This window comes from Wolbachia endosymbiont of Dactylopius coccus, assembly GCF_977011065.1.
Window position 1 is genome coordinate 1,004,319 of the sequence record NZ_OZ347065.1, and the last position, 15,963, is coordinate 1,020,281.

Genomic DNA, 15,963 nt, shown 5'->3' on the forward strand with positions numbered 1-15,963 from the left:
AGGTCTGCTATTATTCTATAATGCATACAACAGGAGTATGATCAGACGGATTTTCTAGCTTACGCAATCTATCATCTACGTAGCATGTTTCCAATTTATCTACAGCTTGTGGCGATAATAGCATATAATCTATTCGCATTCCTTGATTGTTTCTGAGTGAATTGCCTTGATAATGCCACCAAGTGAATTGTTGCAAATTTGGGTGAGATATTCTAAACGTGTCTTTAAACCCAAGATTCAAGATTGCTCTTAACTTCTCACGTTCTTTTATATGAAAGCACACTTGGCCATTCAATAAATTTGAATCAAAAACATCAATTTCATCCAGTGCAACATTATAATCGCCAGCTATAATAGTTAACTCTTCATTTTTCAACAAAGTGCTCATCCTTTCATATAGGTTATCAAAAAACTTGAGTTTATATTCAAATGCTTGAGAGTCCAGGCTTTGACCATTTGGCACGTATACACTTCCTACCCTTACCTTCTGATTAGTGTGTTTTATTACACATTCTATATAACGTGCTTCTTGATGACCTTCTACAATGTCAATTTTTAGTTTTTCCAGTATCGGATATTTAGATAAAACACAAACGCCATTTCTTGCAACTTGTCCATAGATAGCATATTCATATCCTAACTTTTCTATCTCTGCATAAGGAAATTGCTCTTCCGTACATTTTATCTCTTGCAGCAAAACTATATCTATCTGACTATCAACTATAAAACTATAAAGTTGATTGACTCTTTTACGTATGGAGTTTACGTTCCAAGTTGCAATCTTTAGCATCAACAATCCTTATTAATTATATCAATTAAACTCTCCCCAGTAGGCAACCTCGATGTTATAATTTTTTTCCACTTGATTAACTTTAAACTATCAGCAATGTTTTTACTCATGGTATATGCAACTGTATTATTCATCACAGGAGATAGCCCACTTTTTAGAACTAATGAACAAAATACCCTTGCTGTCTGTGAGGAAAAAAAAGCAACACTATCAATTTTACCATCCAACAGCAAATTTTTACACCTATTAGTTAGACTCCTTTTAATAATTGTTTTATAGAGTACAACTTCTCTTACGTTAAAATCTTCTTCAGATAATCTCTTTTTTAGGTCACATGATACTTCTTGCCCCCTTATATATAAGAACTTTACTGCATTTGAATAATGAGCTTTTATGAATGATATCAGACCATCAACGTTGCTGTCTGCTGAGATTATATCAGAAAATCCCAAATTTTTTGCAGCCTGCATGGTTGAATTACCAACCGTAATAATCGGAAAGTCATCCACTTTGCATATTTGACTAAAAGCCTTTATACTGTTTTTACTTGTAGATATTACAACGTCAAATTCGTGTGCAGATATATCAGGATTTAAGTACTTTATTGTGAATACTGGTTCTATAAAAACTTTGTATCCATACTTTCTCAATATATTTCTTGTATTGAACGAGTCCAATAAAGGCCTCGTTAATAAAATAGACTTCATTCTGATTTATTTCACTACTAGTAAAATAGTACCCTTTATACACAAATTACTGAATAAAAATTTTTATTTTGATGGCTTGAGCAACTATTCGAGTAATTGATGTGGAAATAGGAGCACTAAGCGCTCCTACCCCACAATTTCTGCTTACATTTTTGTAATACTGATTACATTGAACTCTCTTGAATCATTCCACTCACTTGGAGTTATATTGAATGTGACTTCTTTTTTGTCCTCAGATAAAGTTCCATTATCTATCTTATAGTTATTTGTATAACACTTTTTGATTCTGCTGTTTTCTATCCTCTCTTCTATTTGTAAAGATTTTGGATTAAGCATTATATCTTTATGTACGTTTCCATCGGAACATATATATGTATATAAGTTTTTGAATACCAAATTCTCATATTCATCACGTTCTACTACATATGCACTACGATCTATAAGATCTGGATTATCCTTATTATATTCAGATATTACATAATGAGCGTTATCCTCAAAAAAATCTGGGTGACTGTTTAAAAAATCCATACACTAACCTCTTTTATTATTAAATTATTAATATTATAGCTAATATTCCTATACAAGTCAAATAAGTTAACTTATTGACACTTGAACTGCTTCTACAGTTGGAGAGAGGTTATCAGTAGGTTTTTCTGCCTGTGGTTCGCTGATCAAAGTCCGAATGATATTAGTTGCCATAATAGCACAGCCCAAAATGAAAAAAGCAGTGGAAACAAAAGGAATGATAGGAGATTCGAGAGGCAATATAGATGCAATTCCTCCTATTAAAAACGAAATGTTAGATATAATATCAAGACAGATCTTTGTTAGTTTTTTTTGTCCTGCTACACCAAGTTGCTTCTGTAGGGAATGATCCTTTAATGACCATATATTTAAAGCAAACGAAAGTGCACTGAATATAGTGCCGGCAATACTAAAATACAGACTTAAGACAGGAATACTAAAGGCTAATGCTGCTATGTATCCAATGAAAGAGATAGTAGATAGTGTAGTAACTAAGCGTTTCGAGTAAGTTCGTACCTTCTTTCTGTAGGCTAACTTATCTTTTTCACCATACATAGCATAAATATTACCTAATACGTTATATATAGCATTAATTAATTCAACAAGCAATATGGAAGCTAAGAGTGCCCGAGAGAAGACTTGAACTTCCACAACTTAAAAAGTTACTAGCACCTGAAGCTAGCGCGTCTACCAATTCCGCCACCCGGGCTTTTTATAGTTTACTATGTTAAAGTTAAATAATATACTTAAACAATTTTTAGTTCAAAGGTAATGCCAAATCTAGATCAAATATTTTTCGCTCAAAACAATGTTGATATTAATAACGTATATAAAATAGTCAATAACGCTTTGAGCAATAGCGATGGTGGTGAGCTGTTTCTAGAATTTTGCCAGTTGGAGTCCCTAGTTTTTGATGACAATATATTAAAACACGTGGATTTGAATACCAGAAGGGGATTTGGTTTAAGGTCTTTTTGTGAGGATAGTACATCTTTCGTTTGTTCTTCTGAGATTAGCGAAAAAGAAATTAGTAATGCTGCTTCTATGGTAAAAAGCTCAGTGTCTTTAAACAAGACAAATTCAATAAATTTAAACGAAGAGACAAAAAGCCTGTATTCGAGGATTAACCCTACAAATGAAATGGATCTGAATTCAAAGATTAAACTACTCAATGAGGTTAATGAGTATGTAAGGTCCAAAAATAACTGCGTGAAGCAAGTAAAAATAACTCTAAGTGGAGAATGGCAAGTCGTACAAATAATAAAGGGTGATCACAGATTAAGCGATATCAGGCCTCTAGTACGTTTTAATGTGTTAGTCATCGTAGAGAAAGATGGTCGAACCGAGAGAGGCTCCGCAGGACACGGTGGAAGGGATTCTTATAGTAAGTTTATTTCTGAGAAAAAGTGGAAAGAAGTTGCAAACCAGGCTTTGGAACAAGCACTGGTAAATCTTGAAGCAATTCCAACTCCAGCCGGAGAAATGACAGTTATTCTAGGTCCGGGCTGGCCGGGAGTATTGTTGCATGAAGCTGTGGGTCATGGACTCGAAGGCGATTTTAATCGTAAAGGAGTCTCAGCATTTTCAAATTCTATTGGTAAACAAGTAGCAGCTAGTGGCATCACAGTAGTTGATGATGGAACTCTGCCTAATTTGCGTGGCTCTATCAGCGTAGACGATGAAGGCACTCCACCTGGTTATAATGTATTGATAGAGGATGGAATTCTCAAAGGCTACATGCAGGATCATATGAACGCTAAACTCATGGGTGTGAATCCAACTGGTAATGGTAGAAGAGAAAGTTATAAAGAAGTTACTATGCCGCGCATGACAAACACCTATATGTTACCAGGGAAACATACGCCGGAAGAAATAATATCTAGCGTAAAGAAAGGTCTATATGCAGTAAATTTCGGTGGTGGGCAGGTTGATATAACGTCAGGAAAATTTGTTTTTTCATCTTCGGAAGCTTACCTAATAGAAAATGGCAAAATTACACAGCCAGTAAAAGGAGCAACACTAATTGGTGACGGTCCAACAGTGTTGAAAAAAGTATCTATGGTTGGTAATGATCTAAAGTTGGATCCCGGTGTTGGCACATGCTCAAAAGATGGACAAAATGTGCCCGTTGGAGTTGGTCAACCAACACTCAAAGTTGACGCAATAACTGTTGGTGGAACTGAGATATAGATAAAGGCTAAAACGGATTCCAGCGCATGACGCACAATTGTACAAACATTGTAGCCGTTATTCAAGTAGCCCGCAGAAACGAAAAACTTACTTTACAAACTCCGCCAGCCCCCTTATCATGAAAGTGAAGCTATCGTATTTGCTTTCGCCAATCTGCAGATTAAAAGGTAAGGATTACTTAATGTATCGGCGTCTTATGTTCAATTTTTTGCAGTATATAGATACTGTATGTCTTTACAAAACTTCATCTACATCTAGATTTTTATCTAAATAAGCTGAACGCGCTTACAAAGCGTTACAAGACATCAAAAAATGCCAATACTCGACAGAGATAGTAAAAGACTAGCTAACTCGGGGATTCTTTGTCTTTTTTTCTGCTTAGTAAATTTCTTAAACATTTGCAGCGTAGGTTAGTTGCAATTAAAAGCAGCTGAATTTCGCTTGTCAAGCGTTTAAAACATAAAAAACGCCAATATTTTAAAGCGGATAATAACCACGGGGCTTCTTTTGCCTTTTTTTCCGCTTGGTAAATTTCTTAATGTTTGTAGCTAAAGCAATTTAAGAGACCGAAAATGGTGTCATTCCAGCGCGTGACGCTGGAATCTAGTCTTTATTATGCAGCCACTTATTTAAAGTTAAGTTTTCTGGATCCAAGTAATCTGGGCACTGGGATGACAGCTACCCTGACAACCGTCATCCCGCTACGTGTTAGCGGATGAGATACCGCGAATGAATCTACAACTGTACGAACGTTGTCTATCAGGAGGGTGTCATCCCAGTGCCCAGACACTGGGATCCAGGAATTTTGATTAGGCACTAAGTTGGTAAGCATAAAAGTGGCTGATCTTATGTTAAAACACAATGAGATTACGGCAAGGCTGGATTCCAGACTGGAATGACACCATTTGCTGTCTTCAAAAATGAATGTTCGTACAGCTATGGAATGAATCGCGGTATGACGGTTCGCGACGGCATGACGATAAGCCTCATCATCCCGCTACGCGTTAGCGCCGTGGCGGTATGACGTCTTATACCAATTCTCATTGTTGGTCATTCAAATAGGATACATAGCAGAGTTGTTTAATTGTGGAGTAGGTAAGAGAAGTAATAAATTTACACAAAGCACTCTCAAGCAAAGCAATAGTATCGTATATTTTATTGCGCAAAATGTTCTGTTTTACATACAACCAAAGCCTCTCAACTGGATTGAGTTCAGGTGAGTATGGTGGTAGGTATATAATCTCAATATTTTTAGGTACCTTTAAACTTTTCGACTTATGCCAACTAGCACAATCCATAACAAGAAAGGCTTCTCGTGGTCCCAAATATTGAGACATTTGCTCAAGAAATATATTCATACAATCAGTGTTGACATTCGGTGCAAACAAGCTAGAATTCTCCCCATTTCTAGGATTAACTGCACTGTAGAGATAAAAATTTTCCCTACCTAATTTTACCTTAACTTTTGTTCTGACGCCTTTTTTAAACCATCCATGCCCGGTCTTTGAATGTGTGCCAAACCGCGATTCATCGAAGAAAAACAGCTCTTTTTCAGAATACTTGCCAATAACTTCGTTGAGATTTTTTTTTGAATTCCTCTTGTTTTCTTTTATCTTGTACATTGTGTACTGGTCTTGGTGTAATATAAGAGAATTTCATCTTTTGCATATAGCGGTGTACTGTAGATTTGCTAATATTTAAGCCGAACTTTTCCTGGATTCTTATTCTCATTTCTTTAATGGTAATATTAGGATTTTCTCCTACCCATGCTTCAACTTGCTGTAGTTGAGCCTGATTTAATTTAGTTTTTCTACGCCGTTGTGGAGGAGCAAACAATTTTTCTTCTCTGCCTAATTTCAAGAGTTTTATCCACGAAGTTAGTGCGCTTCTTGAAATGCAATATATTTTTGCTGCAGCCGTTATACTATGCTTTTTTGCTGCAATTACAGCATTTAGTTTTTTTGCAACATATGCATTGTTCCTTACTTTCTTCAGCATTTTTTTTGCTGATTTTACTACTTCTTCATCCAATAATTTTGATCTTAGTGCCATTTATACCTCGACTATTTCACTTATTTCATTATGGCTTGTCTTCTATTATTGTCTATCTGTTTGCCGTGTAATGGGAATTGGTATTAGCTATAGTTAACAATAGAAGCAAAAACTCATCCTTTTGGAAGAGGAGGAGATTTTTCCGAAACCTCAGCGGGGATTGATTTTGGATCTGATAATTCTGTATTTACCCTGATTGGCTCTAATGGAGTTTGCTGCTCTTCCGGTTTATCGTCTGGAATTGGAACAGGCCAATCCATAATGTTTTGCGGTAAAACTTCTGCTTCTTTAGCTTCTTTTTGATCTGTTGAAGATGATGCATCAACTCCTGCATTTTTAGTAACTTTTTGTTTTAGTTGTTTATTTTCTTCTTGTAATTGCTTTAAATTTTTCTTTAACTCGTCAATCTCTCTTATTTTTTGTTTTAATTGCTCGGATATAGTTAGTTTGTCTCTAGTCAATTTTTTGTTTTCTTGTCTTAACCCACTAGCTATTCTGCTTGAGTTGTTGTTTACAGCTTGTGTACCTTGGTCTTGCTGCTGCATGCTTGTTCCTCTACTTTCATATTCAACTTCAGTTTGAGTTGCCTGACCTTTTTCCTGCTGTAATATGTTCTGCAGTTGCTCTAGACTCTCTTTGACAGATGCCAGCTCTTCCTGTGTACACGTTAACATCCCTTCCTTTTCCTTAAGCTGACGTTGAAGCTTTTCTATTTCCCCCTTCGTATTTTCTTCGCTTAGCTCATCTGCAAGTGATCTTCCAGGTTCAAGTTGTCGAATTTTCCCCTCTAAATCTTCCTTTTCTCTCTGTAATTCATTTAATTCTTTAGACAATTGGCTCGCCGTTTCAGCCAATGTATTGTTTTCCTTTTTTGTTTCCATTAACTGTTCTGCCAACTGCTTTTCATGGTTATCCTCTAACTCTTCCACTATTTTCTTCAGGTCATTCTCCAAATCTGCATTCTTTTCCTTTAGTACAGTTAAATTAGCTTCTCTTTGCTTCAATTTTTCCTGTAGTTCTTTATTTATCCCAATTACTGATTGAACTTCATCTTCTTTATCTTTCAACTGATCATTTAAGCTCTTTATTACATCATTTTCCTGTAGTTCTTTCTCTATCTTTTGTGTTAACTGCTCAATATTTTGATTCTTCCAAGCTAATTCTTGCGCCATCCTTTTCAATTCAGCTTTAAGTCTTTCAGCTTCTTCTTCCCAAATTTGCTTTCCCTCACTTAATGCGCTTATTTGTGTATCACCTTCTTTTTCTATCTTTTGATTAAGTTCTCCTAATTTTTCGAGTTTCTCTATAAGTGACTCAATAGAAGCATCTTGTTCCTTTATTCTTTGATCTCTTTCAAATATCGCTCGCTGTTGTTCATTAACTTTATCTCTCAAGGAGTTGCGTTCTAATCTTAGATCCTCAAGCTGCTTTGCCTGCGCTGCAAAATATTTAGCAAATGTTTCTTTTTCTTTCTCTAATTCCTCAATTTCGTCTACTTCACCTTTTGCTCCTTCTTGTTCATGCTCTTCTTCATCACCAGACATATCATCCTCAAATATTTCATCTTCATCACTAAATTCACTGCTAGTGGATATAGAACTTCTACGTGAAGAAGGTGTGCTAGGAGAGGAATACCCACTGCTGCTCGGTGTAGGTGACTGTGGTGATATATGTGGATCTTTTGTAAATATTTCCTCTGCTGGTACTTGCTGATCATCTACACTCCTGGACATGTCAGTAAAAGCTTGATACAGAGTTTTTCTGTTGATAAAAACTTCTTTATTTTGTCCAACTAACTTTAATACTTCTTCTGAACTCGTTATTCCTCCAAATTTTGGCTCACCAATAACACTCTGTATACCACCAGAATCCAATTTTACGGTCATGCTACAGTCTATGCTGTTACCTTCAGAATCCTTAGCCTGCCAATTAATGGTCATTTCACATGAGCTTGAACCAGTAAAATCATAGTGCCTTTCGCTGCCTTTTTTGGTTGCAGTTATTTGACTATCTTTCCCTAAAGATATGTTATAAACCTTACCTTCACTGCTAGCTCTTAAAATATTGCTAATTTCTATTGATTTTTCTTCATTTTCAAATCTAATTTTGAAGTCATTATCCTTTGTTGGATACACTAAGAAATTTTGACCAGGCAGAGACGACTTAAGTTCTTTATGCGTTGCGTCTATTGATTGCTCAAATTTTTGGAACTCCTTTTCCCACTTTAAATTTATCTGTCCTGTAATGTTCTCATCTTTGCGAAAGGACCAATAAAGTACCAGATGAGATTTTCTTCCTTTAGTTTTTTTATAAAATCCTGAAGATCGTTGCAAGATTCAATGACACTTAAAATATCATTTTTCTTCTGTTCATCTACATCTAAACTTTGACTTTCAGCTATAAATACATTTTCGTTTTCCTGTGGCATAATTTTACATTTTAAAAAATATACTATAATATTAACAGATTTCTTTAAAAAGTCAACTAATTGTTGGATAAATAAACTTGAGCATTTGGCCAAAATGTTATATAGTAGTCACTTCAAGAAGTACAGTATGGACAATACCATTATAAGAAAATACGATATTAGAGGTATAATAGGCAAAGACTTGCAGATTAATGATGGGTACGAGATAGGTAGAAAGTTTGGCCAAACCGTAGCTAGTGTTTGTGTCGGCTACGACAGCAGAATAGATTCACCAGGTATAGAAAGAGAATTAATTAGGGGCTTAACTTTATCCGGTGCAAATGTTATACGCGTTGGACTATGCTCTTCACCTATGCTTTACGCTGCAACACAAATCACACAGGCGGATCTTGGTATCATAATAACTGCCTCTCATAACCCCAGCGAATATAATGGCTTTAAATTTTTTAGTAATAAAAAAGTCTTCTCAGATCAAGAGATAAAGGAAATTATAAGCAGTCCAATTAAAAACAGCACAAGAATTGGAAGCTTAATTAACATAAATATATATAGTGAGTACATTAGCATATTGAAAAGTGCGGTAAAGAACAATAATACACAAAAGTTAAAAATAGCCTGGGATTGTGGAAATAGTCCAGCAAGTGGAATCATAAGGTATATTGAAAAGATCTTGCCCGGTCATACGCACATCGTAACCAATAACTCTATAGATGGGGCATTTCCACTACATGATCCAGATCCCATAGAGGAAAAAAATCTCGCTCAATTAATTGACATTGTGAAGGAATATGAATGTGATCTTGGCATTGCGCTAGATGGTGATAGTGATAGGGTGCGCTTAATTGATAATAAAGGCAGTGTTGTTTCCAATGACCATTTATTTATAATTTTTGCACGTGAAGTGTTGGAGGAATATCCAGAAAGCAAAGTTATTGCTAACGTAAAAATGAGTATGAAAGTGCATGATTTTGTTAGCAAGTTAGGAGGGCAAGTTATCACCTGTGCTACTGGACATTCACTAGTTAAGAAGAAGATGGTAGAGGAAGAGGCAAAGTTTGCTGGTGAATTAAGCGGGCACTTCTTCTTTTCTGAGCTAAGTTTTGATGATGGGCTATATTCTGCTGTTAAAGCAGTTGACATTTTGCTTAAGAAAAACCAAAGCCTATCTCAGGTGATTGAGGATTTACCGAAGTTATATATCACTCATGAAGTGAAGATTGTAGTGAAAGATGAGAAAAAGTTTCAAATAATTGAATCAATAAAGAAAACACTGGAGCAGCAAAATATTGTATTTTCAGATCTTGATGGTGTTAAGGTAACCGATAATAAAGGTTGGTGGCTTCTTAGGGTATCAAATACGCAAAACTGCATTACAGCAAGATGCGAAGGAGAGACTTTAGAAGGTTTTGAACTTACTAAAAAGGTTTTGTTCCATTACATTGATGAAGCAAGGTCTTTAAATTGTAGCTACTCATAGAAAAATTAACCCTATCTCTTAAATAGAGCCACTTAAGGTGGCTGCTCCTGAAACCCGATTTCGAAGGGCTTTCCTTCGTCTTCAATAAAACAAACATTACTTTGTTTGTTACTGCAGCACACCATTATTCTAAGATGTACAGTCCCAGAGAGTGATGGTAAGGATTTAGTATAAACAATTCAGGAGCACCGAGAACATATAAATTCAAAAGGAGTAAGACCATTAAGAGTTTTTTTGCATAATTGTAAGCCATGACAAAGTCATAAAGATGCTTTGTGAGTTGCTGATGTGAAATGTTATAACAGCGATGCAGGCTAGAAGTGCGGAATTGTAGACTGCAAGGCAATCATCTAATGGTAGAAGTGTATGCTTCCGAAATGCGACCTTCTTCTTCTAAAGTTAGAACAGTTGATCTTGGATGTTTTGAGCGTCTTTAGTGAATGAGCGTTTTCTCCATTTGACAATAGTTTTTGGATTAAGGTTTGGAAAGCTTTGCTATACTATTTTGTATTGCTCTACGCTGTTGTTCGGGCGCACCCATGTAACCACAATTCCTCCTTCGATGGTATTTTTTTCTTACATTTTATCATACCATCACACTCTGGGACTGTACATCTAGATTTGAGAAATCTTATAGGCTTTTGTTCTCATGAAAATTATGTTCTCACGAGTAAATTAATGTTATCCTTTTTTGTTGATCTAAAGTTTTTTATGTTCATACACTTACGTGTTCATAGCGTTTATTCGCTGCTTGAAAGCTCGGTTAAAATTGAGGAGCTGATAGGCCTTTGTTTGCGAAATAAAATGCCAGCGGTTGCAATTACTGATTCAGGCAACTTGTTTGGCTCGCTCGAATTTTCAGAATATGCAGCAAGTAGGGGAATACAGCTAATAATAGGGTGCAATATTATAGTTAAACATTCAGAACAAAATTTACCTATATTATTGCTTGCAAAAAATGAGCAAGGGTACACTAATTTAGTCACTTTGGTGAGTGAGTCTTTTAAAAAGCGCAAGAATAACAGCGATATTCCTTACGTTGATTTTGATGAGCTATTGAATTTAAGTATGGGTCTGATCGCTTTAACCGGTGGATGTTTGGCTCAACTATTGTTGGAGCAAGATAAAGAAACGGTTGAAAAACTGCTTTCAGCATTCGATGGTCATTTATATGTTGAATTGCAGCGTCATGGGCTGAATAAAGAGCTAGAGCTTGAAGAAGCTTTAATAGATTTTGCTTATCAGCGCAATATACCACTAGTTGCAACGAATGATGTGTTTTTTCCAAATAGGTCTGACTATGAGGCTTATGACATATTAACGTGCATATCGGAGGGGAGTTATGCCCTGGAGAATAACAGAAAGAAGTTAACTACCGAGCATTACTTCAAATCTGTGGCAGAAATGGAGGAGCTGTTCAGCGATGTTCCCGAAGCAATCCATAACACTTTAGTGATAGCTAAGCGGTGCTCTTACATGCCAAGAAGCAGGCAGCCTATCTTGCCTAAATTTCCTTGTCGAGAGAATAAAACTGAGAATGAAGAACTGAGGGAGCAGGCAGTTGCAGGATTAGAATTGCGTATAGCACAATCTTCCTCTGTCACCAGAACATCCTCCACTGTCATCCCAGTACTTGATCAGAGAGATTCCAGCGTCACGCGCTGGAATGACAACAGTGGTATCGATCTTAAGCAATATTACGACCGGCTAAATTACGAACTAAGCGTAATAACTTCGATGAACTACGCTGGCTACTTTTTGATAGTTTCTGATTTCATTCGTTGGAGCAAAGCAAATGGCATTCCAGTTGGGCCAGGAAGAGGTTCAGGAGCTGGATCAATTGTTGCTTGGGGCTTACAGATTACAGACCTTGACCCAATAAAGTTTGGCCTAATATTTGAAAGATTTTTGAATCCTGATCGTGTATCAATGCCTGACTTTGATATCGATTTCTGCCAAGAGAAAAGGGACCTGGTTATTGATTATGTTCAGAAAAAGTACGGTTATGTTGCTCAAATAATCACTTTTGGAAAATTGCAAGCAAGGGCAGTATTGCGTGATGTTGGTAGAGTATTACAAATGCCTTACTCTCAAGTGGATAAAATATCTAAAATGGTTCCATTTAATCCAGTAAATCCTGTAACTTTATCGCAAGCGATAGAGTTTGATCAAAATCTGCAGAAAGAACGAGATAGTGATGAGGTGATTGCAAAGCTTCTTGATATATCTCTTAAGCTTGAAGGGATATATCGTCACGTTTCAACTCATGCTGCTGGAATTGTAATATGTGATCAAAAGTTGGAAAATTTTGTTCCTGTGTACTACGATCCAAATTCGGCTCTGCCAATCACTCAATACAGCATGAAATATGTGGAGAAAGCTGGGTTAATAAAATTTGATTTTCTTGGACTTGGTACGCTAACACTAATAGATCATGTATGTCGTTTAATTAATCGTGATGAAAAAAAGATCGATATTTCTTCAGTTCCTTTGAATGATCAAAAAACCTATGAGATGCTCTCAAGCGGTGATTCAATTGGAGTATTCCAGCTTGAAAGTTCGGGAATGAGAGAAGCTTTAATCAAATTAAAGCCAGATTGCATTGAAGATATTATTGCTTTAATTTCCCTTTATCGTCCAGGACCTATGGATAACATTCCAACTTATGTTGCAAGAAAGCATGGCCTTGAAAAGCCAGATTATATTCATCCGTTACTTGAAGGAGTGTTAAAAGAAACATTTGGGGTAATAATCTACCAGGAGCAGGTGATGGAAATAGCCCGTATTCTCTCTGGATATAGTCTTGCAGAAGCAGATTTGCTGAGACGTGCCATGGGTAAGAAAATTAAGGAAGAGATGGATAAACAACGTGCACTTTTCATCCAAGGGGCAACGAAGAATGGCGTTGATTATGACAGGGCAAGTTATATCTTTGACCTTGTTGCAAAATTTGCTGGTTATGGGTTCAATAAATCTCATGCTGCAGCATATGCGGTTATATCTTATCAAACGGCTTACCTTAAAGCTAATTATTCATTAGAATTTTTTACAGCACTAATGAATCTAAATATTGATGATAGAGATAAACTGAATTTATTTTATCATGCAGCAAAGTTTAGTGGCGTTACCGTTCTTCCACCTGATATAAACAAGTCTCAAGCTGAATTCTCAATAGAGGGTGAGTGCATACGTTATGGTATTGCTGCATTGAGGAATGTTGGTTTTTCTATAGCAGAAGGAATAGTGAACACACGTTCAAGCGCTTATAAGGACATATGGGAATTCATTCAAAATTCAGGTCATATAATAAATAAGAGAGCGCTAGAAAGCCTAATTAAATCCGGGGCATTCGATAGCGTGCATAAGAACAGAAAGCAGCTATATGAGTCAATGGACACACTGATTTACTTTGCAAATAAAAACAAACAGGATAGAGAATCAAGTCAAGCTGCTTTGTTTGGTAGTCTTGATGTACTCAAACCGAAATTTGAGAATGTGGAAAATTTTGATGAAGAGGAAAAATTAGAGCATGAGTTATTTTCACTAGGATTTTATTTAACTAATCATCCACTTGAAAAATTTAGAATTCTTCTGGAAAAGTTAAATATTGGGTTTATCGGAGAAAATAGAACAGCAAAAACTGCTGGGGTAATATTAAATGCACGTATGAGAACTTCAGAGCGTGGAAGGTTTGTTATACTCACACTTTCTGATCCCCATAACGTTTCTGAAATAGCATTTTATAATAATGAAATAATAGAAGAAAAAAGAGATTTATTTTCACCAGGAACATTTGTGATAATTGATCTTGAAGCTTCGGAAAATACGACAAGATTAGCAGGCAAGGATATATCTGAGTTTACAAAAAGAATCACTTCTACAATAAAAGAATTAGTTCTCACCACTGAGTGCACGGATTCGCAAAAAGCCGCTATGGAATTAAACACAATATTGAAAGATGAAGGCAGAACCAAAATAATGCTAAAACTTCTTCTCGAAAAACATAAAGTGAGCATCTTATTACCAGGTGCATACTCAATTGCTCCTCAAGTTATTTATGAAATATCTAACTTAAGCTGGATTAAAGGCGTAGAAATTAATACAAATAACTTGCTTATATAAAAAAGCTTTATATAATGAAATATTTAATCGGTATTAAAGGAAGATATAGTGAATCTTTATGAATTTACTTTTATAGCACAACAAGGATTGTTACAGCAAGAAGTAGAGGAGATGGTACAAGAGCTAGCTGTTTCATTGAAAAATATTAAAGCAGATGTTATTTTCCAGAAGATCAAGAGTCTTATGGAAAGACAAAATAGTACGCTGACAAAACAAGAGTTAGAAACGCGTGCTGAAAACATTAAAGAAGGTCTAGTTGCTTACTCTGATTTCTTGGAAGATCTTACAAAAATTTTATGGGTTGAATTGGAAGAAGATCTTTCAAATTTGAAAGAAGTGAAGTCAAAAATCGATAAAGAGTTGAAAGATGACCTAAAAGATTTAGGAATAACGCAAGATTTTATAAAATTTCTAGGAGGCAGTGAGCAAATTACTAAAAGTGCGTTTATCCATAATGCAGTAAATGCTTTGAAGAGAAATATTTCAGAACATCTAATAAAGATTTTTCAAGATATTTTGAAAGATTTTAGAATAAACGGTCCAACTCAATCGAGCAAAGCATTGGAGATGCTTTTGGAAAACATTGAAGCATCGGGATTAATCAAGTATGAACATTGGGGTCTTTTGGATTTTGCATATCCAATAAATAAGATGAAGAGCGGTCATTATTGTATAATGTGCATAAGTTCTACTGCAAGCATTCTGGATGAATTTGTGCGTAGAATGAAACTTAATGAGAACATTATTCGCCACTTGTCTGTGCAGGTTGATAAATTTTTTGAAGGTAAATCTTATATGATGAATAAACAAATTGAGGAGCAAAGCGCATAATGATGAAAAGACGAAATAGTTTTAATAATTCTTACGTATCTGTAAATAATAGGACTGGCTTTAGGCGTTCTAAAGTTTGCCCTCTTGCTACGTCTAAAGATGAAGACATAGATTATAAGAATACAGATTTATTATCCAAGTTTACCTCTGACTATGGTAGGATATTACCTAGAAGATTAACAGGCGTATGTGCAAAAAAACAAAGGAAGTTACGCTTAGCGATCATAAGGGCACGTTTTTTAGCTCTTGTTCCTTACTGTACTAAAAAAGTTTAGGTAATTTATGTTGATAATTTTAAAGGAAAATATAAGGACTTTAGGTAAGTTTGGTGAAGTTGTCAAAGTTAAACCAGGTTATGCACGTAATTTTCTTTTTCCACAAAGAAAAGCGGTGAAGGCTACCAAGGAGAATTTAGCAAAACTAGAAGAACAACGTTTATTGCTGGAGAAAGAGAATACAAAAAGATTAAATGTAGCAAAAGAGCTTGCATTGTCACTACATGATAAGTTTGTGGTATTGATAAAGCAAGCTTCAGAGGATGGTAAAATTTTTGGTTCTGTAACAACACGTGAAATTGCGAAAGTTTTACTACAAGAAGGACATGCGATAGATCACCGTAGTTTATCTTTTGGTGGAATAAGCATCAAAAACTTGGGTGAATACCAAGTAAACGTAGAATTACATAGTGAAGTAGTAGTACCAATTACTATATACGTCGTGAAATCCGAAACAGATGCAAATGAGCTAAGGCAAGTAAAATTGCAAAATCAGAAGTCCGAGCAACAAGAGGCAGAGCAAGATGCGAATAAAGAAGCTACTGATGGTGATGATAGCTGATCAA

12 protein-coding genes, 1 tRNA gene and 2 pseudogenes are annotated in these 15,963 nt (G+C 35.7%); 6 read left to right on the forward strand and 9 right to left on the reverse strand.

Annotated elements, in window-relative coordinates:
* Positions 1–10: 10 nt before the first annotated feature.
* The 5 genes from ACWHVF_RS05380 to ACWHVF_RS05400 form a co-directional block, all read right to left on the reverse strand.
* A complete protein-coding gene (locus ACWHVF_RS05380; RefSeq protein ID WP_447933231.1) occupies positions 11–790 on the reverse strand; it encodes an exodeoxyribonuclease III in 780 nt (259 codons plus the stop codon).
* A complete protein-coding gene (locus tag ACWHVF_RS05385; RefSeq protein ID WP_447933232.1) occupies positions 790–1,497 on the reverse strand; it encodes a uroporphyrinogen-III synthase in 708 nt (235 codons plus the stop codon). Before ACWHVF_RS05385 ends, ACWHVF_RS05380 begins: the two co-directional genes overlap by 1 nt.
* A 144-nt stretch (positions 1,498–1,641) precedes the next feature.
* Entirely contained in the window at positions 1,642–2,025 is a 384-nt protein-coding gene (locus ACWHVF_RS05390; protein ID WP_064125510.1) for a hypothetical protein, read from the reverse strand.
* A gap of 66 nt (positions 2,026–2,091) precedes the next feature.
* Positions 2,092–2,577, reverse strand: a complete 486-nt coding sequence (locus ACWHVF_RS05395) for a hypothetical protein (RefSeq protein ID WP_064125512.1) — start codon at positions 2,575–2,577, stop codon at positions 2,092–2,094.
* Between the two features lie 69 nt (positions 2,578–2,646).
* Positions 2,647–2,731 (reverse strand) — tRNA-Leu (locus ACWHVF_RS05400).
* 62 nt (positions 2,732–2,793) lie between these two features.
* Here ACWHVF_RS05400 and tldD point away from each other — a divergent pair.
* On the forward strand, positions 2,794–4,212 hold the full coding sequence (gene tldD / locus ACWHVF_RS05405) for a metalloprotease TldD (protein ID WP_064125509.1): 1,419 nt from the start codon (positions 2,794–2,796) through the stop codon (positions 4,210–4,212).
* Between the two features lie 625 nt (positions 4,213–4,837).
* Here tldD and ACWHVF_RS05410 read toward each other — a convergent pair.
* From ACWHVF_RS05410 to ACWHVF_RS05420, 3 genes and pseudogenes are all read right to left on the reverse strand, one after another.
* Positions 4,838–5,044, reverse strand: a complete 207-nt coding sequence (locus ACWHVF_RS05410; protein WP_447933233.1) for a WPE palindromic element domain-containing protein — start codon at positions 5,042–5,044, stop codon at positions 4,838–4,840.
* 208 nt (positions 5,045–5,252) lie between these two features.
* Positions 5,253–6,264 (reverse strand): IS630 family transposase gene (locus tag ACWHVF_RS05415; RefSeq protein ID WP_447933234.1). Its coding sequence is split into 2 segments (ribosomal slippage): positions 5,253–5,801 and positions 5,803–6,264, totalling 1,011 coding nucleotides; the frame shifts between segments, so codons are not numbered across the junction.
* A gap of 113 nt (positions 6,265–6,377) precedes the next feature.
* Positions 6,378–8,692, reverse strand: a pseudogene (locus tag ACWHVF_RS05420) (hypothetical protein).
* A 127-nt stretch (positions 8,693–8,819) separates the two neighbouring features.
* Between ACWHVF_RS05420 and ACWHVF_RS05425 the strand changes: the two are divergent.
* Entirely contained in the window at positions 8,820–10,169 is a 1,350-nt protein-coding gene (locus tag ACWHVF_RS05425; RefSeq protein ID WP_447933235.1) for a phosphomannomutase/phosphoglucomutase, read from the forward strand.
* 124 nt (positions 10,170–10,293) lie between these two features.
* On the opposite strand, the pseudogene ACWHVF_RS05430 reads toward ACWHVF_RS05425, so the two are convergent.
* Positions 10,294–10,759, reverse strand: a pseudogene (locus ACWHVF_RS05430) (hypothetical protein).
* A gap of 121 nt (positions 10,760–10,880) precedes the next feature.
* On the opposite strand from ACWHVF_RS05430, the gene dnaE reads away from it, so the two are divergent.
* The 4 genes from dnaE to rplI are packed head-to-tail and all read left to right on the forward strand — an operon-like array spanning position 10,881 to position 15,959.
* Positions 10,881–14,291 (forward strand): DNA polymerase III subunit alpha, encoded by a 3,411-nt coding sequence (dnaE, locus tag ACWHVF_RS05435; RefSeq protein ID WP_447933236.1) that lies wholly within the window; start codon positions 10,881–10,883, stop codon positions 14,289–14,291.
* A 48-nt stretch (positions 14,292–14,339) separates the two neighbouring features.
* A complete protein-coding gene (gene rpsF / locus ACWHVF_RS05440; RefSeq protein WP_064125329.1) occupies positions 14,340–15,122 on the forward strand; it encodes a 30S ribosomal protein S6 in 783 nt (260 codons plus the stop codon).
* Positions 15,122–15,397: a 30S ribosomal protein S18 gene (gene rpsR, locus ACWHVF_RS05445; RefSeq protein ID WP_064125330.1), complete on the forward strand. Its 276-nt coding sequence runs from the start codon at positions 15,122–15,124 to the stop codon at positions 15,395–15,397. Before rpsF ends, rpsR begins: the two co-directional genes overlap by 1 nt.
* Before the next feature lie 7 nt (positions 15,398–15,404).
* The gene (gene rplI / locus ACWHVF_RS05450; protein ID WP_064125331.1) at positions 15,405–15,959 is read left to right on the forward strand and encodes a 50S ribosomal protein L9; all 555 of its coding nucleotides are present in this window, start codon (positions 15,405–15,407) and stop codon (positions 15,957–15,959) included.
* The last annotated feature ends 4 nt before the right edge of the window (positions 15,960–15,963 follow it).

Bases quoted from the DNA above. Each gene is read 5' to 3' on its own strand.
- tldD (WP_064125509.1), top strand. From the start codon at position 2,794: ATGCCAAATCTAGATCAAATATTTTTCGCTCAAAACAATGTTGATATT.
- ACWHVF_RS05390 (WP_064125510.1), bottom strand. From the start codon at position 2,025: ATGGATTTTTTAAACAGTCACCCAGATTTTTTTGAGGATAACGCTCAT.
- ACWHVF_RS05380 (WP_447933231.1), bottom strand. From the start codon at position 790: ATGCTAAAGATTGCAACTTGGAACGTAAACTCCATACGTAAAAGAGTC.
- dnaE (WP_447933236.1), top strand. From the start codon at position 10,881: ATGTTCATACACTTACGTGTTCATAGCGTTTATTCGCTGCTTGAAAGC.
- ACWHVF_RS05395 (WP_064125512.1), bottom strand. From the start codon at position 2,577: ATGTATGGTGAAAAAGATAAGTTAGCCTACAGAAAGAAGGTACGAACT.
- rpsR (WP_064125330.1), top strand. From the start codon at position 15,122: ATGATGAAAAGACGAAATAGTTTTAATAATTCTTACGTATCTGTAAAT.
- ACWHVF_RS05410 (WP_447933233.1), bottom strand. From the start codon at position 5,044: ATGCTTACCAACTTAGTGCCTAATCAAAATTCCTGGATCCCAGTGTCT.
- rplI (WP_064125331.1), top strand. From the start codon at position 15,405: ATGTTGATAATTTTAAAGGAAAATATAAGGACTTTAGGTAAGTTTGGT.
- ACWHVF_RS05425 (WP_447933235.1), top strand. From the start codon at position 8,820: ATGGACAATACCATTATAAGAAAATACGATATTAGAGGTATAATAGGC.
- ACWHVF_RS05385 (WP_447933232.1), bottom strand. From the start codon at position 1,497: ATGAAGTCTATTTTATTAACGAGGCCTTTATTGGACTCGTTCAATACA.